The following is a 21,165-nucleotide window of genomic DNA, read 5'->3' as shown; positions in this document are numbered from 1 at the left end:
TTCCATGCTTTTTTCCACGTCATCTGCGGCCTGTGGTATCATTGTAGCGCACCTGAAAACAGCAAGGCTGCGCCGTCAGCGCAACCCGGAGGGATTAGCGATGGAAATCGGCTTCTGCGGCCTCGGACGAATGGGAATGAACATGGTGGCGCGCATCCAACAGGGCGGCCACAATGTGATCGCGTGGAACCGCAGCAAGTCCAAGAAAGACGAGCTGCTGGCTACGGGCGCCGAATGGGCCGAGACGCTGGAAGAGCTTGCAGCCGCACTTCAGCCCCCGCGAGCAGTCTGGATTATGGTGCCCGAAGACGCGGTCGACGACATGCTTTCCCAGGTGTATCCACTCCTTGAGGCAGGCGATATCGTGGTCGACGGAGGCAATTGCCGCTACACAGACACGATCAACCGCGCGAAAGCCGCCGCGGAACTCGGCCTGCGCTTCATGGACGCGGGAACCAGCGGTGGTATCTGGGGCCTGCAGATCGGCTACTGCATGATGGTCGGCGGCGAGCGATCGGCATTCGACCACATGGAGCCGATCTTCAAGGCACTGGCCCCCGAGAACGGCTACCTCCACTGCGGCCCCAGTGGCGCGGGGCACTTCGTGAAGATGGTTCACAATGGCATCGAGTACGGGATTATGCAGGCTTACGCCGAAGGCTTCGAACTGCTGGAGAAGTCCCGGTATGACCTGGACCTGCCCGCCATCGCGAACCTGTGGAACCAGGGCAGCGTGATACGGAGCTGGCTTCTGGAACTGGGCGCATCCGCCCTCGCGAAGGACCCGAACCTGGAGACGGTGCGCGGATATGTGCAGGATTCCGGCGAAGGCCGCTGGACTGTGCATGAGGCGGTGGACCTGGGCGTGCCGGCCAGCGTAATCGCCGCTTCACTCTTTGCCAGGTTTGCCTCTCGCGATGACAACTCCTTCGGCAACCGCATGCTGGCGGTGCTGCGCCGGGAGTTTGGCGGCCATGCAGTGCAGAAGGCCGATGAATGACGTCTCCGGAAGAGACTGGTTACCAACAGGGACGGTGACCCCGAGGCATGATACCGGACAGCGGTTCGCCCGACATTGAGATTTCCGACCTTGCAGAAGACGGTCCCTGGACGCCGGGGGCTTCGTGCCCGCGCTACGCTGAAGTGACGGCCCTGGTGCTGTTCGGAGCCACGGGCGACCTGACCAAACGCAAGCTCATCCCGGCCATCTACTCACTCACCGCCGACGGCCTGCTGCCCTGCGGGCTGCCGATTATCAGCATCGGCAGACGCGCGGAAGACCGGCACCAGCTGCTGGCTGAATTCCGAGAAGCCGCCGAGAGCCATGCCCGCAAACCATTCCGGACGGACCTTTGGGAACGGATGGCCGCCGGCATCCACTATGTTCGCGGCAATCTCGATGATCCGGCCACATACCAATCGGTCAAGGAGATCCTTGCAGAGATCGGCGAACAGGCTCACAGGCCGCTCAACTACCTCTTCTATCTTGCGATACCGCCCCACTACTTCGAGGACACCATAGACAATCTCGAAGCCAGTGGTCTGTCTCGTCCCATCGAAGGCCGCAGCGGTTGGCCACGCATTGTGGTGGAGAAACCTTTCGGGCACGATCTGGAGTCCGCCCGGCACCTCAACAGGCGTCTGCGCAGGCTATTCGACGAGAACCAGATCTACCGGATGGACCATTACCTGGGCAAGGAGACGGTGCAGAATCTTCTCGTTCTGCGCTTCGCCAATAGCATCTTCGAGCCCCTGTGGAACCAGAAGTACGTGGCCAATGTGCAGATCACCATGGCAGAGACGGTGGGGCTCGAAGGGCGCGGCCAGTACTTTGATCGGAGCGGTATGCTGCGCGACGTTGTGCAGAACCACCTACTCGAAATCCTTTCACTTGTGGCGATGGAGCCTCCGGTCAGCATGGACCCTGACGCTGTACGCGACGAGAAAAGCAAGCTGCTGCGCGCTGTGAGACCCTACTCGCGCGAAGACGTTGAGCGCTGGACAGTGCGCGCTCAGTATGTGGGTGGACGAGTGGATGGGAGCGAGGTCCCGGGATACCTGCAGGAGCCCGGAGTCGCCGAAGGATCCCAGACCGAGACCTACGCGGCGATACGCTTATCAGTGGACAACTGGCGATGGGGCTCGGTGCCTTTCTTCATCCGGGCGGGCAAGCGCCTGAAGAACCGGATCACCCAGATCGCGATCCGCTTCAAACAGGCCCCCCACATAGTCTTCGAAGGGCAACGAACCCAGATTGAGCCGAACACGCTCATCCTGCGCATCCAGCCGAACGAGGGAATCCACCTGTGTTTCTCCACGAAGGAGCCTGGGCCGGGCCTGAGCATCCAGAGGGTTCCCATGGACTTCCTATACGCAAGCGCATTCAAGAACGAGCCGCCCGAAGCTTACGAGCGATTGATACTCGACTCTCTGCTGGGCGACAGCACGCTCTTCGCACGCGCGGATGGTATCGAGGAGTCCTGGAGCCTGATGACCCCGATCCTCGAGGCCTGGCAGGAGGGGGCTTCGCCACCGGTGCAGTACAACGCGGGCTCCTGGGGTCCGGTGGAGGCAGACCGGCTGATGGACGAAACCGGCGACACGTGGCAGGTTCCCCTCATCTCATCGCAAAGGTGCCCTACGGATTGAGCGAGTGCCCTCCAGTTATGAGTGTCCGATATGCGGTATGAGATCTTCGACGACATCCACAGTCTCTCCCAGCGCGCGGCGCTGCTTGTCGCCAACGCTGCCCGGCAGGCAGCTTCAGAGCGCGGCTGGTTCAGCATTGCGCTGTCCGGAGGATCTACTCCCGCGAAACTCTTCCAGCTGCTGGCGCAGCCCGAATGGTGCGAACGTGTACCCTGGCAGTCCACCCATGTCTTCTGGGCCGACGAGCGCTGCGTGCCGCCCGATCACCTGGACAGCAACTATCGAATGGCGCATGCGCTCCTGATCTCGCGGCTGGTTCCTCCGCCGGCTGGAGTACACAGAATGGAGGGTGAGATCGAGCCCCATCTCGCCGCAGATCATTACGAGGCCGCTTTGCACGCGGCCCTGGGCAGCCCTCCGGTTCTGGACCTGGTGCTGCTGGGCATGGGCGCGGACGGACATACGGCATCGCTGTTTCCAGGCACCGAAGCCCTACGCGAGTTCGGGCGGTCGGTGGTCGCGAACTTCGTGCCCCGGCTGGACGCCTGGCGGTTGACCCTGACACTGCCTGCGATTAACTCTGCGCGCCAGGCTGTCTTTCTCGTGGCGGGCGCGGACAAAGCCGAGAAGGTGGCGGAGATCGCGCACCTCGGAGATGCGGTTGATGGCTGCGGCGACGTTCCTCCAGCGGCGCTGGTAAAGGGCGCAATCTGGCTCCTGGACAGCAAGGCCGCCCGGGCCATCGTGACGAAATGAGTCCAAACCAAGTTTCACAACGGGTATGGTGCCCTGTTTGCATGGAAGGACGTGGTTCATCATGAGACGAATTGGACCCCTGCTTGCCACCGGCGTGCTGCTGGTGTCGGCCCTGAGCGTTTTCGCCGATCCACCAGCGACCACGGCTGTTCGCGCGAAGTCAGCCCCGGTCATTGACGGAGCCCTGGATGACGCCTGCTGGCAGGATGCCCCGCTGGTCGGCGACTTCCGGACACCGAGAGACGGCGCTCCCGCACAGGCTGCGACGCTGTTCCGCGTGGCCTATGATGACCGTGCGGTGTACTTCGCAATCGTCTGCATGGACCCGACGATGGATGCCCTGGTGGCCAGGTTCAGTGGGCACGACGACACGCTCTGGACGGACGACTGCGTGGAACTGCTCATCGATACCGGGCGCGCCCGGCAGAGCTACGCCCACATCATCGTGAACCCTCTGGGCGCGATCTATGACGCCTGGATGACAAACGCCGGCGCGAGCATCGACACTGATTTCGAGACCGGAGCGATAGCCGCGACCCAGAAGAACCCGGACTCGTGGCAGGTGGAGCTGAGTATCCCGTACGTCGGCCTGCGCATGGAGAGCGACGCCGGATCGCAGTGGGGGATCAACGTCTGCCGCGAGAAGAAGACACCGCCGGCCGAGCTGTCCTGCTGGTCGCCGCCCATGACAGACGGCTTCCACCATCCGGAGGCTTTCGGGCTCCTTCAGGGCCTAGACGCCAACTTCCGGGCGCATATGGTGACCGTTTCGGCGCCTGTGCTGGAGAATCCGTTTTTCGAGAACGGCCGGCTCAATGGCGACCTGGTCGTGCCGTTCTCAAACCAGACCGGGCGCCCGGTGGGTGTGAGGGCGCTGGTCACCCTAATCACCAGCGAAGGGGGGCGCTCGGAGAGCGATGCCGTCTCGGTGCTCGCCACGGGCTCCGGACAGCTTCGCATTCCCGTGAGCGTGCAGCCGGCCGACTATGCGCGCGTCAATGTCGAGATCACCCGGCGCGCCAATGGCGACCTCCTCAACCGCTCCGAGCATGTGGTCATGCTCGACCACCAGCCCGTCGACATAACCTTCCTGAAGCCCGCGTATCGGGGAACCATTTACGCAAGTCTGCCATCGAACGAAGTAGTTTGTGCCCTTCAGGTGAACGTGCCACGGAAGCAACTGGTCGGAGCGGAACTCCAAGCCTCCCTCTGCCTGGGCGAAACGGAACTGGCCACCCGTAACGTGGCGCGCATCCCTCTGACTGGGTCGCTGGAAGTGGCCTTCTCCAGCGCTATGCTGCCCGCGGGTGAGTACACCGTGCGTGCCCGGGCCATCTCGGCCGGGAAGGTGATCGCCGAGGGAACCGCTCCACTTCGCAAACTCAAGCCTGCCCCGCACGAGGTCATTATCGACGATAGCGGCCGGCTTCGCGTAGATGGCCGCCTGTTTTTCCCCCACGGCTTCATGGGCGCCGGTCCTGACGCGCGCCTTGCCGAAGCGGGCTTCAACACGATCCACACCTACACCGCCTGGTACACTCACCGCGACGCGGATCTCAAGGCCTGGCTGGACCGGGCGCAGAGCATGGGTCTGCATGTGATCATGGAACCGTACCCGGGGGCGGTGAGCTTTTTCGGGTTCCGCGACCGAGCGGAGCTGACCGAACAGGACCTCGCGGATATCCGCCAGTATGTGAACACCTACAAGGATCACCCGGCGCTGCTGGCGTGGTACCTGTGCGACGAACCGCGCGGGGCAGTCTGGCGCGCGAACATCAAGCGCGTTTACCAGACTGTTGCTGATGCCGACCCGTACCACCCGTGCGTGGTGCTGGACAACCACGCTTCCACGCTGCTGAAGCTTCAGGAAGCCGCAGACATCCTCTGGATCGACCCCTACCCCGGGTTCGCGCGCGGTGGAGGCCCGAAGGAACCGCTGAGCATGGTCCGGCAGGCGCTCCTGGATGTGAAGGCCGGCGTGCGCGGTAACAAGCCGGTCTGGGTCGCGCCGCAGGCGTTCAGCTACAGCGAGTGGGACAAGGCCAAGGAAGCCTCGGAGCGCGCTCCGAACCTCACCGAGATCCGCGCCATGCACTACATGGCCCTGCTCAACGGTGCTGATGGGATCATCCCCTTTGCATGGGCCTACACACAGAAGCACCCCAGCCTGCTGAACACTTATCTGTCCAACATCGGGCCGGAGATGGCGCTCCTGATGCCGGTCATGCTTGGCGGCGAGCCGCTGCAGCATGCCCGCATTCTCGGCGTGCGTCCCGATGAGGCGCAGATCATGGCCTGGCGCTACAACGGCGCGGTGTACGTCGCCGTCGTGAACGCCACCGACAAGGAGATACCCGCGCGAATCCTGGTTCCGGGGCTGGGTGATGGTTGGGTGAAGGTATTGTCCGCTGAGAGGCGAATCCAGGCTGCCGGTGGAATCATCGAAGACAAGCTGCCCGCCTGGGCCGCCCGCATTTACACGGATGCGCGAGTGCCCACGGGCATCGCGTTGGATCAGATCCAGCGGCGCATAGAAAACGACGAAGCCGCCATGGAGACCACCTGGTAGCTCGATGGCTCTGTCTCGGGCCGCCATGACGTACGAATCGGTCGATCACACGGAGGACACAATGTCACAGGTCAGAGTCGGTCTGTTCGGATGCGGGGGCATGGGCAAGGCGCTGGTCAATCAGCTGAAGACCCTCGACGACGCGGTCCTGGTCGCCGGGGCGGATGTTGCCGAGGCGTCGCGCGAGGCCTTCGCTCGGGAGTACGGCGTGCCGGTATTCGCGAGCCTCACAGACATGCTCAATGGCGTGGAGCTAGACGCCACCATCATCGCCGTGCCCAACAGCTTCCACGCGCCGGGCACCATCGAGTCCGCTCAGGCGGGCAAGCACGTGTTCTGTGAAAAGCCCATGGCGCTGACACTCGCCGACTGCCGCGCGATGATCGATGCCTGCAAAGACGCAGGCGTGAAGCTGCAGATCGGCCAGGTGCTGCGCTATCTGCCGGATTTCAAGAAGGCTATCGACCTGGTGGTCGGCGGCGAAATCGGCGTGCCCCTGCACGGTCATATCTGCCGCTATGGCCCGCCCAAGGCGCGCTGGGCGGACAACCACTGGCGCGATGACGTCTCTGTGGTCGGCCACAATCTGTTCGAGGTCTCCGTGCACGAAATCGACTTCGCACGCTGCATCTTCGGCAAGCCTGTTGCTGTCAGCGGCTGGGATATCTCCTTCGACCCGAAGAGCCCACTCTGGGCCAATGCTACCACCGGCGTGATTGAGTTCGAGAACGGCGGCATCTGCATCTTGACCGAGGGCAATTTCAACGCCCTCGGGCGCACTGAGGTGGAGCTCTCCGGCAGCGGTGGCTCGATCCGCTTCAGTTGGGGCAAGGAGTTCACATTCAAGTCCCTGACCGCCGACACAAGCTTCACGGTCCCGAGTTCCGAACTCGCCGAGGGCGTGGAGAACGGCAACCGGCGCGAGATTCGCGAGTGGATCGAGGCGATCCAGACAGACGGACCGTGCACGATTCCGGGCGAAGAGGGCATGGCGAACATCGAGCTGGCCCTGGCGATCCTGGAATCCAGCAAGCTCAAGAAGCGCATCGAACTTCCGCTGGAAGGCTGAGCGAGGCTCAACTCGCCGAGCCATCCAGCACCGATGAGAGGGGCAGTACCGGGTCCCACCACGGGCTTGCCGGTACTGCCCCGCGATCGAACACACCCGGCGAGCCGCGGCGGAGTGCACGCATCGGCATCAGGCGGCGTAATCGTTCACAGTCGGAGCTGGAGGCAATACCATGTCCATCGAAGGCAAAGTCATTCTCATCACAGGGGCGACCTCGGGAATTGGCGAGGGCTGCGCGCGGTACTTCGCCCAGTCCGGCGCCAGAGTCATCATGGCCTCCAACCAGCCCGAACGCGGCGCTGAACTGGAGAGAGAACTCACCAGCCAGGGCCTCTGCGCGCGGTTCATCGAGGTGGACATGGCGGATGGAGACAGTGTTCGTGCCATGGTGGAGCAGGCCGTATCGTTTCACGGCCGGATCGACGCCGTGCACAGCAATGCGGGCGTCTGGCGCAAAGGCCGTGCCACCGACTTCAACCTCAACGACTGGAACCTGGTCATGGGTGTCAACGTGATGGGCAACTTCTGGCTCGCCAAGCACGTGATCCCCGTGATGGAGGCCCAGGGCAAGGGCGTTCTCGTCATCACCACCTCAGTGGCCGCGTTCGTTGGTTTCCCGGAACACGCTCTGTACTGCGCATCCAAAGGGGCTCTGGAGTCGATGATCCGCGCGCTTGCCACGGACCACGCGGGCAAGGTTCGCGTTGTCGGTGTCTGCCCGGGCACTATCGACACGCCGATGCTCGCGGCCAGTGCTGAGGGGTGGACCCAACCCCTCGAGGAACTCTATGCCGACGTCGCGCGGCGCATCCCGGTGCGCCGGTTGGGCACTCCGGAAGATGTTGCTAAGGCGGTTGCGTTCCTGATCAGCGACGATGCGGAGTACATCAACGCGGTCTCCCTGCCGGTCGAAGGCGGAACCATGGCCCTGCCTCCCTGGTAGACCGCGCTTCCCTCGCCGGAAGCCGTTACCACTGCCGGAGGGTGTTCACGATGGCATCCAACAACGCGCACGTGTATCTGGATCTGTCTGTCATGCCCCCCGCACCAAAAGCAACCTACCGCATCGGCGCCATCGGCTCGGGGTTCATCATGCGGGACGTCCAGATCGTCTCGTACAACGACGCGGGCTTCGAGACCCTGGCCATCGCCTCCCGCACTCCTGCCCACGCCCGTGAGGCGGCGGCACTTCGCGGAATCCCTCGAGTCTACGATACGTGGCAGGAGCTGATCGCGGATACCGACATCGAGGTGCTGGACCTAGCTTTCCCGCCCGACCAGCAACGGGAGATCGTTCAGGCGGCCTGCGGCTACTCCGGCCACATCAAGGGCATCCTGGCCCAGAAGCCACTCGCGATGAACTACCCCGAGGCCTGCGAAGTCGTGCGCGCGTGCGAGGCCGCTGGAATCGTCCTCGGTGTCAACCAGAACATGCGTTACGACCAGTCCATCCGCGCGCTCAAGACGCTCCTCGACCGCGGCTATCTTGGCGAACCGGTGCTGGGGACCATTGAGATGCGCGCCATCCCCCACTGGCAGCCGTTCCTGGAAGAGTACGACCGCCTCACGCTGCTCAACATGAGCATCCACCACCTCGACTGCTTCCGGTTCCTGTTCGGCGATCCGCAGAGCGTCTATGTGAGTTGCAGGCCTGACCCGCGTACGAAGTTCCCACACCGAGACGGCATCTGTCTCTATATCCTGGAGTACGAGAACGGAATGCGCGCCAGTTCGTGGGATGACGTGTGGGCGGGCCCGGCGCGGGAAGGCGCCGCGGGAGACTGCTACATCAAATGGCGCGTCGAGGGCACTGAGGGCCTTGCACAGGGGACCATAGGTTGGCCGGGTTATCCCAACCGGCAGCCGAGTACAATCGAGTTCTCCACGGCGAGACAACCGGGCGTCTGGTTCCGCCCCCAATGGTCGGAAGTGTGGTTTCCGGACGCCTTCTCGGGCACCATGGGGATGCTGTTTGACGCCATCGCCACCGGCAGTGAGCCCGCAATCAGCGGCCGGGACAATCTCCGGACCATGGCACTGGTGGACGCGTGCTACCTGTCCATCGATGAGCATCGCCCGGTGGCCATCAGCGAGGTGACGGGGGAGGACGGGTGAGGTCAATACCGGCCATGTGATGCTGGGCGAAACTGGTGGAAGACCAATGCATCTGAGGGGGAACCGATGTGCTGAGAACGCTGACGCCGATAGACAAGATCAGGGACACTATCGAAGCCCAGCGCCAATCTGTGCGTGAAGATCTTCGAGCCCACGTTGGGGAAATGGAGCCGTACGAATTCGAGCATCTCGTACGCGACCTGCTGGAGAGAATCAGCTTCACTGACTGCGAGGTGACCCAGCGGACTCGCGACGGTGGCATCGATATCCGTGCCAACTTCTCCATCGGCATCAGCGAAATCAGGACAATCGGTCAGGTGAAGCGGCAGAGAGCGAGTGTTGGACAGGAACCTGCTTCGCGCCAAAGCGTGGAGCGGCGTACACCGCGTTTACCCGGCCAAAGTCTATGGGAAATAGCCGAACAGTGACGGGACGCTTCTCGCGTCGGACCGGCTAAGAGGAGGCCTCACAATGAAACTCGGTCTCATCAACTCAGCATGGGCGCAGACCAAAATGCCGACGCCTGAGGGCATCCGGCACACCAAAGCCATCGGATTTGACACCGTCGATATCCACACCGACCCCTTCGACATCGACATCAAAGAGCGCAAGCTGATCCGCGATTCGTGCTGCGATGCCGGTCTGCCCATCGTCTCCGTCTGTTGCGTTGCGGTGGGGCTCATCGACTTCAACATGCCCGTACAGCGGTTCCACATGGAGCGCTGCGAGGCATATCTCGACCTAGTCTACGAGCTTGAAGGCCGCAATCTTCTGCTGGTCCTCGGCGAGTACATCTGGCAGCAGGAGGTCATCCCGCCCGGGCAGCAATGGCAGTGGGGCGTGGAGAACGTACGGGAACTGGGAGAGTACGCTGAGGACCTCGGTCTCGAGATCGCCATCGAACTGGAGCCCTTCCACCAGTCACTCATCAACAACGTGGACAAGATGGTGCGGTTCCTGGATGACGTTGATCACCCTGCGGTGCGGGCCAATGTGGACGTATCCCATCTCGCGCTGGCCCACGATCCGCCCGAGGCGATCCAGAGGTTGAAGGGCCGCATCGCGCACGTGCATTTCTCGGACTGCGACGGGAAGGTGCACGGAGACCTGCCCCCGGGCCGCGGAGTGGTGGACCTGAAGCCGTATCTCGCGGCACTGAGAGACGTGGGCTTCGATGGTGTGGTCAGCATCGAACTGGAGTACTCACCCGAGCCGGACAAGATCGTGGACTGGGTTACGGAGGCGTACCGGAGCACTGCGGGGATGATGGATGAACTGGGGATCAGGGGGTAGTAGCGAGGGGGCTGCTCGGTCCGTCGGCATGCCCTCAGCTTCTATGCGCCAGTTCGATTAGTTCGTACACCAGGCGGTCCACGGTGGTTGAAGGGTTGCGGTCTGGAGGGTCGGCCGCACGCTTGTGATATGCGCGCAGTCGTTCCGCATGGGTGCGCGCGGTCTCCTGGTGCGGCACAAGCAGGTCATACACATCTTGCGACTTGCCGTACCCCGGAATGAACTTCGCAAGCCGCATTCGCACCTCGCGCCCGGACAGTTCTGCCGAGGAATACGCGAAGTGCAGCAGAAACCAGAGTTCAAAGCACGGGTTCGAGAACGCCACCTTGAAACCGAGGCTCGCGGCGCGTCCGATCGCATCCTTGACCTTTGGATGCTGGTCGCAATCAAATACGCACCAGACACTGTCATACGGGCTGATGTCAAGCTCCAGCGTCCGCATCACGCGCCTGACCCGTCGCTGTGCGCAAGTCACGACACTCAGGGGGTGTGAGCCGCTCTCATCTCCGAGTATCTCCACTTCGTCACCCGCAAGGCCCAAGTCCCGGCAGAGGGAATCGAAGTAGATGGGCTCGGTCGCGGAGCCCTCGCAGGCAATCAGGACGCGCCCGCGCAAGGGACCGTCAGCAGGCGGGCGACCTGGCGGAAGTACGCGGCCATTGTGATTGCGACGGGGGACGAGTCGGGCCAAGCTACTGCTCCGCAGGTGGCTGCGTGAGGCTGTGTTCACTGGCCAGATGGCAGGCGACGAAATGTCCCGGACCCAACTCTCGCCATTCCGGGTTCTCTGTCCGGCAGATCGGCTCCGCCATCGGACAGCGTGGATGGAACCTGCAGCCCGACGGTGGGCGCGCTGCGCTGGGGACCTCCCCGGGCAGCGGCTTGGGCTTCAAGGGGATGGTGGGGTCGGGTTCGGGCACCGCTGACAGGAGCGCCTGAGTGTACGGATGTGCAGGGAAGTCGTAAATGATGTTACGTGGCGCCAACTCGCAGAGTTGCCCCAGGTACATGACAGCCACACGGTCGCTGATGTGCCTCACCACCGCAAGGTCGTGGGCAACAAAGAGATACGACAGTCCCAAGTCGGATTGCAGCGCCTTGAGGAGTTCCACAATCTGGGCCTGGATGGACACATCCAGCGCGCTGACGGGCTCATCACACACGATAAAGTCCGGTTCGACCGCAAGCGCGCGGGCGATGCCGAGACGCTGTCTTTGGCCGCCGCTAAACTCGTGGGGATATCGCACGAAATCGGACCGGTCCAGGCCAACGCGTTCCAGAAGGTCGGATACGCGATCCCGCACCTCGTTGCGCGGCACAAGCCGGTGAATACGCAGGCCTTCGCCGATGATGCCACCCGCGGTCATGCGAGGGTTGAGCGACGAATACGGGTCCTGGAAGATAATCTGAGCGCGGCGACGGAACTCCGCCAACGCCTTGCCGCGGACATGGCAGACGTCTTGTCCGGAGTAGTAAACGCTCCCCCGAGTCGGTTCTAGAAGCTTCACGGCCATGCGGCCCAGGGTGGACTTGCCGCACCCGCTCTCTCCCACCAGCCCCAGGGTCTCGCCGCGCATCACCGACAAAGTCACCCCGTCCACAGCGCGCACATATCCGACGGTCATCTGCATGAGGCCCGCGGTGATCGGGAACCACTTGCGCACATCGCGCATTTCGAGGATGGCCTCGCTCATGCCCGGGCCTCCTTTTCGTCCAGCTGCCCGGCGAAATGGCACAAGGAACGGTGGCCAGGCCCGGTCTCGATGAAGTCCGGCAAGACGGTAGCACAGATCTCTTCGGCGTACTTGCAGCGCGGATGGAACGGGCAGCCCGAGGGCATTGCGGAGATACTCGGCACGCTGCCCGGGATCGGCTCCAGCTTCTGTGGGGCGCCCTGGGGAGGTCTCAGGCGCGGCACCGAATGCATGAGACCGCGAGTGTATGGGTGCTCTGGCCGGGCGAAGATCTCCAGCGCCGTGCCTTCTTCTGCGATGCGCCCGGCATACATCACCGAGACCCGATCGCAAATCTGAGCGACCACGCCGAGATTGTGTGTGACCAGGAGGATCGCCGCACCGGTCTCATCACGCAGCCGCTTCATGAGCTCCAGGATCTGCGCCTGCACGGTGACATCCAGCGCGGTGGTGGGCTCGTCGGCAAGGAGCAGCCGCGGCTCGCAGATCAGCGCCATGGCGATCATGGCGCGCTGCCGCATGCCTCCCGAAAGCTGGTGGGGGTATTCGTGGTAGCGCTGTGCGGCGTCAGAGATGCCGACGCGCGACAGCATCTCCACCACTCGCTCCTTGGCCTCGCCCCACGTGGCGTTACGGTGGAGCACAAGAGGCTCGGACAATTGCTCACCTACCGTCAGGCACGGGTTGAGCGATGTCATCGGCTCCTGAAAGATCATGCTGATCTTGTTCCCGCGCAGGGAGCGCATTCGGCGCTCGGGCCACGAGGTGAGTTCCTCGCCATCGAAACGAATGCTTTTCGCGCGCACTGTACCGGACGGATGAACGAGCCTTGGAATCGCCAGACACGTCTGGCTTTTTCCGCAACCGGACTCACCTACGAGGCCGCGCACCTCGCCGGGCTCGATGCTGAGATCCACCCCATGCAGCGCGCGCACGGTGCCGTCGAGTGAGCGGAAATCAATGGTCAGGTCCTGAATCTCGAGCAACGCCACGTAGGCAGACTCCTGTGGACGGATTCTAAGGCTGACGGCGGACGACAACTGCGACAAGCGGACGGCTCGCAGAGTGCAAGCCCCAGCTCAGGGACGGCGAGGGACTCCCGGCGTCAGACATTTTCATGCCGCGGGTCGAAGGCATCCCGCAAGCCGTCTGCGAGAAGATTGAACGCGAAAACCGCCAGCAGGGTCGCGACTGCAGGGCAGACAATCATCCACCAGTTGGCTTGCAGGTACGAACGGCCCTCACTGATCATCACGCCCCAGCTCGGGTCGGGCGGGGCGACGCCGAAACCCAGGAAGCTGATACCCGCCTCCGCTGCGATGGCCCCGGCGATGCCACCCGAGACGGCAACCACGATGAACCCGGTCATATTCGGGACCATATGCATGAAGATGATACGCAGCGGTCCCGCGCCCAATGCGCGGGCAGCAAGCACGTACTCCTGTTCCCGGAAAGAGCGGAACAGGTTGCGGGTCAGCCGGCACATGCCTACCCATGAGGACAGGCCGATTGCGAGGTAGACCTTGAACAGCCGCGGCTCGCCCACAGGCGGAAGAGCGTTGGTCAGTGCGAGGATGAATAGCAGGCTCGGGAATGTCGCTACCACGCTGTAGACGAAGATCACTGTCTGGTCGATAAACCCGCCAAAGTAGCCGGATATGCCCCCCAGTATCACCCCGAGAACGATGGCCACAGCCGTGGCGATGATCCCGACGATCAGCGCAATGCGGGTTCCGTGGACCACGCGGCTGTAGATGTCGCGCCCATACAGGTCGGTGCCGAAAAAGTGCTCCACTGACGGCGGCTTCTTCGCGTTATCAAGGTCCTGGACGATAGGGTCATAGCGCTGGATATACGGCGCTGAAACCGCCACGAGCACCAAGGCGACTACGTAGACAAGGCTCGCCATGGCCAGCCGGTTGCGGCGCAGGCGCAGCCACACGTCTCGCCAGTATGTGCGGTGCCGGGGTTTGGGCGCAGAATGTGCCAGACCTTCCGATGCCACTGTGAGCCGCCTACTTGAGAGTGATTCGCGGGTCCATATACGCGGTGAGCAGGTCGCCGACGATATCGGCCAGGACGAACAAAATCGCGCCGAACATGACCGTTCCCATGATTGTGGGGAAGTCACGATTGTTTATGGCATCCACGGCCAAAAGGCCAACGCCGGGCCATGCGAAGACGGTCTCCACGAAAAACGCGCCGGTAAGGGCCCCCGCGACCGCAACCGAGAGGTTGGTCACCAGCGGGATCATGGCGTTTTTCAGGGCGTGGCGCACAACCACAACCACTTCGGGCAGACCCTTGGCTTTCGCAGTGCGGATATAATCCTCCGTGAGAACCTCGAGCACAGCGGTACGGGTGAGACGCGTGAGGCCGGCGAAGGAGCCCAGGGTCATCACAAACACCGGAAGCACGAGGTGCAGCCAGCCTGCCGGCCCGTTGACATACCCGGCGATTGGCAGGAAGTCCCATCGCTGGGCCAGTGCCTGAAGCGCGATGGCTAGAAGGAAGAAAGGTATCGAAACAAGACAGAAAGTGATGAAGCGGATCACATTGTCCGCAGCCTTGTTGGCCCGCATCGCCGCCCAGAGTCCCGCGGCTATGCCCAGGAACATCCCCAAGGTGAGCGACGGGATGCCCAGGGCGGCAGTGGCCGGGAGGCGCTGGAGTATGCAATCGGTCACATCCCGCTTTGTGGTGAAGGACTGGCCGAAGTCAAGCACCGCAACGCGCTTAAGGAAGTTCCAGTACTGCACGTGCAGCGGTTTGTCCAGGCCCCACTGTTTCGCCATCGCGGCTTCCATGGCGGCGTCGCGGTGCTGCCCCATGAGCAGCCGCGCGGGGTCTCCAGGCACGATGAAGAAAAGTATGAACGTGACCGTGAAGACTCCCCAGAGAATGGGGATCGCGAACAGGAGCCGCCGAATGGTGTAGTTCAGGTAGGAGCTCATCCGCGCCCCCCTGATGCCGCGCCACTGGAGCCACGAGTGAGTATGATATTCTTGAAGTACGCGATGCCCAGGGCGTTCAGCGGATAGTTGGTGACCCAGGGCTGGCGAAGGGAAATAGTCTCGTCATATGTTGTGAACAGCCACGGGCAGTCCTCCACGATGATGTCGGCCATGCGCCTGTACAGCACTGCGCGCTTCGCCTCCACCGGTTCCAGCATGGCTTCGTCGTAAAGGCGGTCATACTCCGGGTTGGAATATAGAGTGCTGTTAGGGCCGGGATTGTGGTTCCGAGTGATGAACAGGGCCAGGAAGTTCTCGGCGTCAGGATAGTCGGCAACCCAGCCCAGTCGGAAGAAGACAGCCTCCCCGCGGTCGATGGATTCCAGATGAAGCGGCCACGGTTGGGATTTCAGACGTACCTTCACGTTGATGAGCCGCAGTTGCTCCATCACGGCCACGCTGGTGCGATCCGGCGCGTCGGCCGCGCCGGAGACGTGCAGGACGATTTCATCGAGACCCTTGCCGTCTGGGTATCCGGCTTCAGCCAACAGCTTCTTTGCCTTCGCCACATCATACTCGTATCGCTTATTGTTCGGATCATGCCCGGGCAGACCGGGCGGTATTGGCCCGTATGCCGGAAAACCCACCCCCCGGTAGATCTTGTCAATGATCGCGGCCCGGTCGATGGCATAGTTGAATGCCTGGCGTAGCGCTTTGTTGCCCTTGAAGGGCTCCTTCGTCATGTTGAAACCATAGTAGAACGTGGTGAGCGTGGGCGCGGTCTCCATGACGAACCGGCTGGCATAGGGCTCCTTGAGGGTCTTGTCGGGGTTCATGACCCGGTCCCAGTCCTGGTCGGGAACACCGGCGATGTCCGAGTTGCCCTCTTCGAACTCCATGAAAGCCGTATGAGGGTCGCGGCGACTTACCATATAGGCGGCGTCGATGTACGGGAGCTTGCGTCCTTGCTTGTCTCGGCCCCAATAGTCGGGGTTCGCGCGCAGGATAATCTCAACGTCAGGCTCCCAGCGCTCGAGGATAAAGGGACCGGTGCCCACGGGATGTTTGAAAAACGTGTCGCGCCCCGGAGGATTATTGGTCGGCCCATACTTGCGCACCGCTTCGGGCGGGGTCACGAAGAAGTATGACATCGCGAGAACTTTCAGGAAAGGTGCGAAGGGCCGAACAAGCTCAATCTGGAACACGTACCGTGACAGCGCCCGGAACCCGGTGACGCCCTCCCCCTGTCCCTCTTCATCACCCAGTTCCCAGAAGTTCGGGTGCTTCTCGAGAAATGCCTGCCGGGCCCGATTGTACTCCGTTGCCCCCTTCACCCGCCCATCGACCAGCCAGAATCCCGTCCCCAGCGCGATGGGATCGCAGACGCGTCGGAAGCTGTAGACCACGTCTTCGGCGGTCACCTCGCGCCCCTTGCCTCCTGGGAAACACGGGTCGTCCTGGAAATGCACTCCCTTTCGCAGGTAGAAGGTGTATAGCTTACCGTCGGGGGATATTTCCCAGCGCTCGGCGAGGCAGGGGTCCACGGCGAGGGTCTTCTGGTTGTACGCGACGAGGCCCTCGTAGATCTGGGCGCAGATACGGTGGGATGACGTATCCCCCACGGCAACGGGGTCAAGAGTGCGCACCTGGATGGAACTTCCGGCAAGACGCAGCGTGTTCGCCGTTGGTGCTTCCCGGGCGGATCGCCCTGCAAGCACACCCACCAGCCAGAACATGGCCACGTGGATGAGCACCACGATGATAAAGAACCTGATAACACCCGCGTAGAGCCGCAACGACTGCCTCCGAGACTGGGGTTTCGTACCTAAACACGGCAAAACGCTGTGGTGTTCCGCGCAAGCCATGCGGATTCCTTCTCCTGCTCGCAGCGAAAACCATGCAATCTGATTTGCGCTCTCGGGCCCACGGTGCTATAGTCGCGCAGTCCATTCAGCGCCGGAAACGCAAGGAGTGACACAGACCGTGAAGATGCGGACTTTAGGACGCACGGGCGTGCAGGTCAGCGAAATCGGCCTCGGGGGAATTCCCCTCATCCGGGTTGAGGATCTGGACCTGTGCGATGAGATCGTTAGCCACGCCATCGACTGCGGAATCAACTACCTCGACAATGCCGAGGCATACCCCACCAGCGAGATGAAGTACGGGCGTATCGTCAAGCACAGGCGTTCCGAGGTGTTCCTTGCGACGAAGACCACCGCGCGAGACCGTGACGGGGCCCTGGCGCACCTTGAGGGCAGCCTGCAGGCGCTGCAGACAGACGTCATCGACCTGTGGCAGCTTCATGACATCTCCAGCGAAGACCGCTGGGAGCAGGTTATGGCGCCTGGTGGTGCTCTGGACGCGGCGAAGGAAGCCCGTGATCAGGGCCTCATCCGCTTCATAGGCGTGACCGGACACAATGACGCCATGCTCGTGCGCGCCATGGAGACCGGCGAGTTCGACTCGGTGCTTTGCGTGTACAATCTTGCCATTCACTCCAGCGGCGACACTGTCCTGCGCAAGGCGGCGGAACTCAACATCGGCGTGGCCATCATGAAGCCCCTGTCCGGCGGCATCTTTTTCCGCAGGCCGGAGATCGTCATTCCGCCCGACCGCGCATGGCATTTCGTGCTCCAGCGGCCCGAAGTCTCAACGGGGCTGGCTGGAGCCAACTGCATCCGCGATATCGACCAGGCGGTAGCCGCATCGGAATCATTTCACCCGCTGGATGATGCTGAGGCGGCCGACTTGATCGAGAAGGCGCGCTTCCTGGGCGACGACATCTGCCGCAACTGTGGATACTGCCTTGAAGACTGCCCTCAGGGGATAGACATCCCGGGCCTCATGCGCATTCACGACGAATCGCGCAGGTTCGGATATGAATGGCCGCGTTTCCGCCGGGAGTACGCCGGGTTTGACCCGAAGGCCGACGTTTGTATCGAATGCCGGAATTGCGAGGAGCACTGCCCCTTCAACCTGCCCATCGTAGAGAGGCTCCAGAAAGTGCACCAGCAGTTCAATCGGCCGGTTTGAGAGGCGAGCCCCCGGCGCGAGGCGTCAGATGCGATAGAACGCCCGGGAGTTCTCAGATGTCACCCGGGCGACCTCCTCGACGCTGATACCCTTGAGCGCGGCGAGTTCCTGAGCCACGTATGGCAGGTAGCTCGGCTCATTGCGTCGGCCTCGCACAGCCTGGGGGGCAAGATACGGGCAGTCAGTCTCAAGCACCATGTGCTCCAGGGGAATCCGAGCCCCCACTGCCCGGACGGACTTCGAGTTGGGGAATGTCACCACGCCGCCCATACCCAGGAGGAAGCCGCGACCCGTGCAGTTGCGGGCGAAGTTGTAGTCGCTGCCGAAGCAGTGAATGATGGCGCGCCGGCCGGGCTGCATATGCTTGTCAACGATATCCAGCGTAGCCTGCTCGGCCTCGCGGCTGTGAATCACCAGGGGCATGTTCGTCTCGGCGGCGAGGTGTATGAAGTCAATGAACACGCTCTTCTGAACGGGCCGTGGCGAGTTGTCGTAATGGAAGTCCAGCCCGGTCTCCCCCACCGCCACTACTTTCTCCAGCAAGGTCATCTGCCGGAACTCGTCGAGCATCTTAGGAGTGCAGTCTTTCGCATCATGCGGGTGCAGGCCAACCACTGCATACAGGCCCTCATACTTCTCGGCAAGCTCCACAGCCACCCAGCTTGATGCCAGGTCGCCGCCGATGTTGACAATGATCTCGACCCCGGCGTCCTGCGCGCGGCGAATCACGTCCGGCAGTTCACCGAAGTAGCGCTCGTCGTTGAGATGTGCATGGCTGTCGATGAGCATTGTGGTCCGGGGCTCCGTCCCGTACTATCCCACCCTCGGTTCGCCATCCATTCCCGGTTCAGGCTCTTCGCCAAGAAGCGCAAAGACCGTCGGTGCGCCGTCCATTACCTTCGGGCGATCGTTGAACTCGCGCCCGCGGACATACCAGAAGGCGTCGTTGAAGGTGTGCATGCCCACCAGACTGCCCTTGTAGAAGACCTCCGGGCGCCCCAGTTGGCCTTTGAGGTCATACCCGTCGAAGGGGTACGCCACGAGATCGGGCCCTTGTGCCGCGTGGGGTCCGTGGAAAAGCTCATCCCGTCTCAGCACCTGGGAAACGACACGCTCCCCCGTCTCCGGGCAGGTCATCGCGAGAAGGGCCTCGGTGAGTTCAGCCACCAAAGCCTCGTATTCGGCGCCTGGCTCCACGGAACCGTTGGGCTCACGTCCCTTGAGGTTCACGTAGATACGCCCGGGATCCATGGAATATGCGCGGCTGGCGGTCGTCAACTGGTCGAGTTTCGGCCGTTCGCCCGCGAGTTGCTCCAGGAAGCCGCTCTCCTGCAGCCAGCGGTTCACGAACACCTCGCGCTTGATGGAGCAGAACCCGTGGTCGCTCAAGGAGAGCAGCGCGGTGCTCTCATCGAGCTCCGCGTCGAGTTCGCCCAGCATGTCGTCGATGGCCGCGAAGTAACGCTCGAACTCCGGGGCGTAGCGCGGGTCGCCCTGTTCCCATTGCTCGATGAGAAAGTGCGCGATGCGGTCAGTACCCATGAAATGCACCTGCATCACGTCCCACGCTTCGTCCCTCATCAGGGCGAACATGGTGCGCTTGCGGGCCGCGAGGGTTTCATGCAAGTCCTCGATGAGCGGCCCTTTGTCGTCCTGCCGGCCCCTTGCGGGGTCGATGTCGATACGGTACCCCATTGCCTCCAGGCGCGAAGCGAGTTCAGCGGGATAGGTTGCGCCTTCAAGACGCGGCGACAGGAAATCGCCGACCATCAGGCCATTCACTGGCTTCGGAGGGTAGCTACCGGGAATGTTCAGGGCGATGACCCGCTTGCCGCGCCGGCTCAGGACCTCCCACATGGTCTCTGATTTCATGTGGGCCCCGGTTGCGATGTAGGTGTCATAGGTGCCAGGCTTGCGATCCTGGAATCCGAAGATGCCATGCTTGCCAGGGTTGCACCCAGTGGCGTAACTCGTCCAGGCCACGCAGGACACGCATGGGTGAATGGAATCTGCCTGCACGAGGCTGCCCTTGCTTGCGAGGTTCGCAAGGTTAGGCATCTTGCCGGCAGCAATCTGTTTCGCCAGGAATGAACGGGGCACACCATCCAGGCCGACGATCATGACCCGGGGCTTCGCAGGACGCTTCTTGAGGAATCCAAGCAGACCCATGATATCTCCGTTGTGCGACAGAGGCGTTCGAGACGAGGCACTTATGGCAGCCAGCGCGGGAAACAGCAATGCCAGGTGCGGGGCGCCTTTCGCCGAACGGCGCAACTGCCCCACACCTGACCTGCAGCAGTTGATCTCTCGACAGTGCACACCATCCGTATGGTATGCCACCCGCATTCATAGTGTACCTACATGTAACCCAGGTCCTTGAGCCGCTCTTCGACCTTCGCCTGCTCTTCGGCCGTGTAGCCGTCGTCGCAGCCGCAACCGCAACCGCCATCGCAGGACAGGTACCCAAGCTCCCTGAGTTTGGCGATGACCATATTGGCGCAGGTCTCCAGATCTAGCTCGTGGGTCGGAAGGACGACCTCCGGGTTCTCAGGCTCTTCGTATGGCTGGTGCCAACCGGCGATGTCATTGATCTCGCCGCGCTCACCACGCGCGTACAGGCCTTTGGGGTCGCGCTCCTTGCAGACTTCGAACGGCGCAGTTGTGAAGACCTCGACGAAGCGCGGACACCATTCGCGGGCCCGATCCCGGTAATAGCGCATCGGGGCCACGGCGGCAATCAACACGTGTACGCCATTGCGCGACAGGATCTTGCCCATCCACGCGAGACGTTTGGTATTCTCGTCGCGGGCCTCCGGAGTAAAGCCGAGATTCGGGCTGAGATTCTGGCGCACTTCGTCCGCGTCCAGATTCTCCACGAGACAGCCCATCGCCCGCAGCTTCTCCTCGACCAGGGTTGCGACGGTGGACTTGCCTGAAGCGGGCACTCCGGTAAACCATACGACAGCGCCGGGTTCTACCATGGTAAGTCTCCTTTGTTTGTTTGTGTGGGTCAGTGCCTGAGTTCATGCACGA

Annotated in this window: 19 protein-coding genes; 10 read left to right on the top strand and 9 right to left on the bottom strand. The window is 62.4% G+C overall.

What is annotated here, in order from left to right; all coding sequences use genetic code 11:
* Window positions 1–100 precede the first annotated feature (100 nt).
* The 9 genes from gnd (at window position 101) to HPY44_08010 (ending at window position 10,451) form a co-directional block, all read left to right on the top strand.
* Window positions 101–1,000 carry a decarboxylating 6-phosphogluconate dehydrogenase gene (gene gnd, locus HPY44_08050; GenBank protein NSW55949.1) on the top strand — a complete coding sequence of 300 codons (900 nt, stop codon included), beginning with the start codon at window positions 101–103 and terminating at the stop codon, window positions 998–1,000.
* Between the two features lie 47 nt (window positions 1,001–1,047).
* The gene (gene zwf / locus HPY44_08045) at window positions 1,048–2,649 is read left to right on the top strand and encodes a glucose-6-phosphate dehydrogenase (protein NSW55948.1); all 1,602 of its coding nucleotides are present in this window, start codon (window positions 1,048–1,050) and stop codon (window positions 2,647–2,649) included.
* Between the two features lie 30 nt (window positions 2,650–2,679).
* Window positions 2,680–3,405: a 6-phosphogluconolactonase gene (gene pgl, locus HPY44_08040; GenBank protein NSW55947.1), complete on the top strand. Its 726-nt coding sequence runs from the start codon at window positions 2,680–2,682 to the stop codon at window positions 3,403–3,405.
* A 61-nt stretch (window positions 3,406–3,466) separates the two neighbouring features.
* Window positions 3,467–5,974 (top strand): hypothetical protein, encoded by a 2,508-nt coding sequence (locus HPY44_08035; GenBank protein ID NSW55946.1) that lies wholly within the window; start codon window positions 3,467–3,469, stop codon window positions 5,972–5,974.
* Window positions 5,975–6,035: 61 nt separating this feature from the next.
* Window positions 6,036–7,043, top strand: coding sequence for a Gfo/Idh/MocA family oxidoreductase (locus HPY44_08030; protein ID NSW55945.1), 1,008 nt, complete (start codon window positions 6,036–6,038; stop codon window positions 7,041–7,043).
* A gap of 172 nt (window positions 7,044–7,215) precedes the next feature.
* Entirely contained in the window at window positions 7,216–7,986 is a 771-nt protein-coding gene (locus HPY44_08025) for an SDR family oxidoreductase (protein ID NSW55944.1), read from the top strand.
* A 50-nt stretch (window positions 7,987–8,036) separates the two neighbouring features.
* Complete coding sequence (locus HPY44_08020) at window positions 8,037–9,158, top strand: Gfo/Idh/MocA family oxidoreductase (protein ID NSW55943.1); 1,122 nt, start codon at window positions 8,037–8,039, stop codon at window positions 9,156–9,158.
* A 68-nt stretch (window positions 9,159–9,226) separates the two neighbouring features.
* Entirely contained in the window at window positions 9,227–9,586 is a 360-nt protein-coding gene (locus HPY44_08015) for a restriction endonuclease (protein ID NSW55942.1), read from the top strand.
* 43 nt (window positions 9,587–9,629) lie between these two features.
* Window positions 9,630–10,451 (top strand): sugar phosphate isomerase/epimerase, encoded by an 822-nt coding sequence (locus tag HPY44_08010; protein ID NSW55941.1) that lies wholly within the window; start codon window positions 9,630–9,632, stop codon window positions 10,449–10,451.
* 34 nt (window positions 10,452–10,485) lie between these two features.
* Here the strand turns inward: HPY44_08010 and HPY44_08005 are convergent, their stop codons facing one another.
* The 6 genes from HPY44_08005 to HPY44_07980 form a co-directional block, all read right to left on the bottom strand.
* Complete coding sequence (locus HPY44_08005; protein NSW55940.1) at window positions 10,486–11,142, bottom strand: RloB domain-containing protein; 657 nt, start codon at window positions 11,140–11,142, stop codon at window positions 10,486–10,488.
* A gap of 1 nt (window position 11,143) precedes the next feature.
* Window positions 11,144–12,145 (bottom strand): ABC transporter ATP-binding protein, encoded by a 1,002-nt coding sequence (locus tag HPY44_08000; protein NSW55939.1) that lies wholly within the window; start codon window positions 12,143–12,145, stop codon window positions 11,144–11,146.
* A complete protein-coding gene (locus HPY44_07995) occupies window positions 12,142–13,137 on the bottom strand; it encodes an ABC transporter ATP-binding protein (protein NSW55938.1) in 996 nt (331 codons plus the stop codon). Before HPY44_07995 ends, HPY44_08000 begins: the two co-directional genes overlap by 4 nt.
* A 113-nt stretch (window positions 13,138–13,250) precedes the next feature.
* On the bottom strand, window positions 13,251–14,150 hold the full coding sequence (locus tag HPY44_07990; protein ID NSW55937.1) for an ABC transporter permease: 900 nt from the start codon (window positions 14,148–14,150) through the stop codon (window positions 13,251–13,253).
* Window positions 14,151–14,160: 10 nt separating this feature from the next.
* Complete coding sequence (locus HPY44_07985; GenBank protein NSW55936.1) at window positions 14,161–15,099, bottom strand: ABC transporter permease; 939 nt, start codon at window positions 15,097–15,099, stop codon at window positions 14,161–14,163.
* Entirely contained in the window at window positions 15,096–16,895 is a 1,800-nt protein-coding gene (locus HPY44_07980; protein NSW55935.1) for an ABC transporter substrate-binding protein, read from the bottom strand. Before HPY44_07980 ends, HPY44_07985 begins: the two co-directional genes overlap by 4 nt.
* Window positions 16,896–17,082: 187 nt before the next feature.
* Here HPY44_07980 and HPY44_07975 point away from each other — a divergent pair, with 187 nt between their 5' ends.
* The gene (locus HPY44_07975) at window positions 17,083–18,132 is read left to right on the top strand and encodes an aldo/keto reductase (GenBank protein ID NSW55934.1); all 1,050 of its coding nucleotides are present in this window, start codon (window positions 17,083–17,085) and stop codon (window positions 18,130–18,132) included.
* 24 nt (window positions 18,133–18,156) lie between these two features.
* Here the strand turns inward: HPY44_07975 and HPY44_07970 are convergent, their stop codons facing one another.
* From HPY44_07970 to cysC, 3 genes are all read right to left on the bottom strand, one after another.
* Window positions 18,157–18,921 carry a TatD family hydrolase gene (locus HPY44_07970; protein ID NSW55933.1) on the bottom strand — a complete coding sequence of 255 codons (765 nt, stop codon included), beginning with the start codon at window positions 18,919–18,921 and terminating at the stop codon, window positions 18,157–18,159.
* A 24-nt stretch (window positions 18,922–18,945) separates the two neighbouring features.
* Window positions 18,946–20,301, bottom strand: a complete 1,356-nt coding sequence (locus HPY44_07965) for an alkaline phosphatase family protein (protein NSW55932.1) — start codon at window positions 20,299–20,301, stop codon at window positions 18,946–18,948.
* A 188-nt stretch (window positions 20,302–20,489) separates the two neighbouring features.
* Entirely contained in the window at window positions 20,490–21,113 is a 624-nt protein-coding gene (cysC, locus tag HPY44_07960; GenBank protein ID NSW55931.1) for an adenylyl-sulfate kinase, read from the bottom strand.
* Window positions 21,114–21,165 lie beyond the last annotated feature (52 nt).

It is taken from the genome of Armatimonadota bacterium (genome assembly GCA_013314775.1).
Taxonomy (GTDB): domain Bacteria; phylum Armatimonadota; class Zipacnadia; order Zipacnadales; family JABUFB01; genus JABUFB01.
This window is presented reverse-complemented; position numbering and strand designations above follow the sequence as displayed.

Bases quoted from the DNA above. Each gene is read 5' to 3' on its own strand.
- gnd (NSW55949.1), top strand. From the start codon at position 101: ATGGAAATCGGCTTCTGCGGCCTCGGACGAATGGGAATGAACATGGTG.
- zwf (NSW55948.1), top strand. From the start codon at position 1,048: ATGATACCGGACAGCGGTTCGCCCGACATTGAGATTTCCGACCTTGCA.
- pgl (NSW55947.1), top strand. From the start codon at position 2,680: ATGCGGTATGAGATCTTCGACGACATCCACAGTCTCTCCCAGCGCGCG.
- HPY44_08035 (NSW55946.1), top strand. From the start codon at position 3,467: ATGAGACGAATTGGACCCCTGCTTGCCACCGGCGTGCTGCTGGTGTCG.
- HPY44_08030 (NSW55945.1), top strand. From the start codon at position 6,036: ATGTCACAGGTCAGAGTCGGTCTGTTCGGATGCGGGGGCATGGGCAAG.
- HPY44_08025 (NSW55944.1), top strand. From the start codon at position 7,216: ATGTCCATCGAAGGCAAAGTCATTCTCATCACAGGGGCGACCTCGGGA.
- HPY44_08020 (NSW55943.1), top strand. From the start codon at position 8,037: ATGGCATCCAACAACGCGCACGTGTATCTGGATCTGTCTGTCATGCCC.
- HPY44_08010 (NSW55941.1), top strand. From the start codon at position 9,630: ATGAAACTCGGTCTCATCAACTCAGCATGGGCGCAGACCAAAATGCCG.
- HPY44_08000 (NSW55939.1), bottom strand. From the start codon at position 12,145: ATGAGCGAGGCCATCCTCGAAATGCGCGATGTGCGCAAGTGGTTCCCG.
- HPY44_07985 (NSW55936.1), bottom strand. From the start codon at position 15,099: ATGAGCTCCTACCTGAACTACACCATTCGGCGGCTCCTGTTCGCGATC.
- HPY44_07970 (NSW55933.1), bottom strand. From the start codon at position 18,921: ATGCTCATCGACAGCCATGCACATCTCAACGACGAGCGCTACTTCGGT.
- HPY44_07965 (NSW55932.1), bottom strand. From the start codon at position 20,301: ATGGGTCTGCTTGGATTCCTCAAGAAGCGTCCTGCGAAGCCCCGGGTC.
- cysC (NSW55931.1), bottom strand. From the start codon at position 21,113: ATGGTAGAACCCGGCGCTGTCGTATGGTTTACCGGAGTGCCCGCTTCA.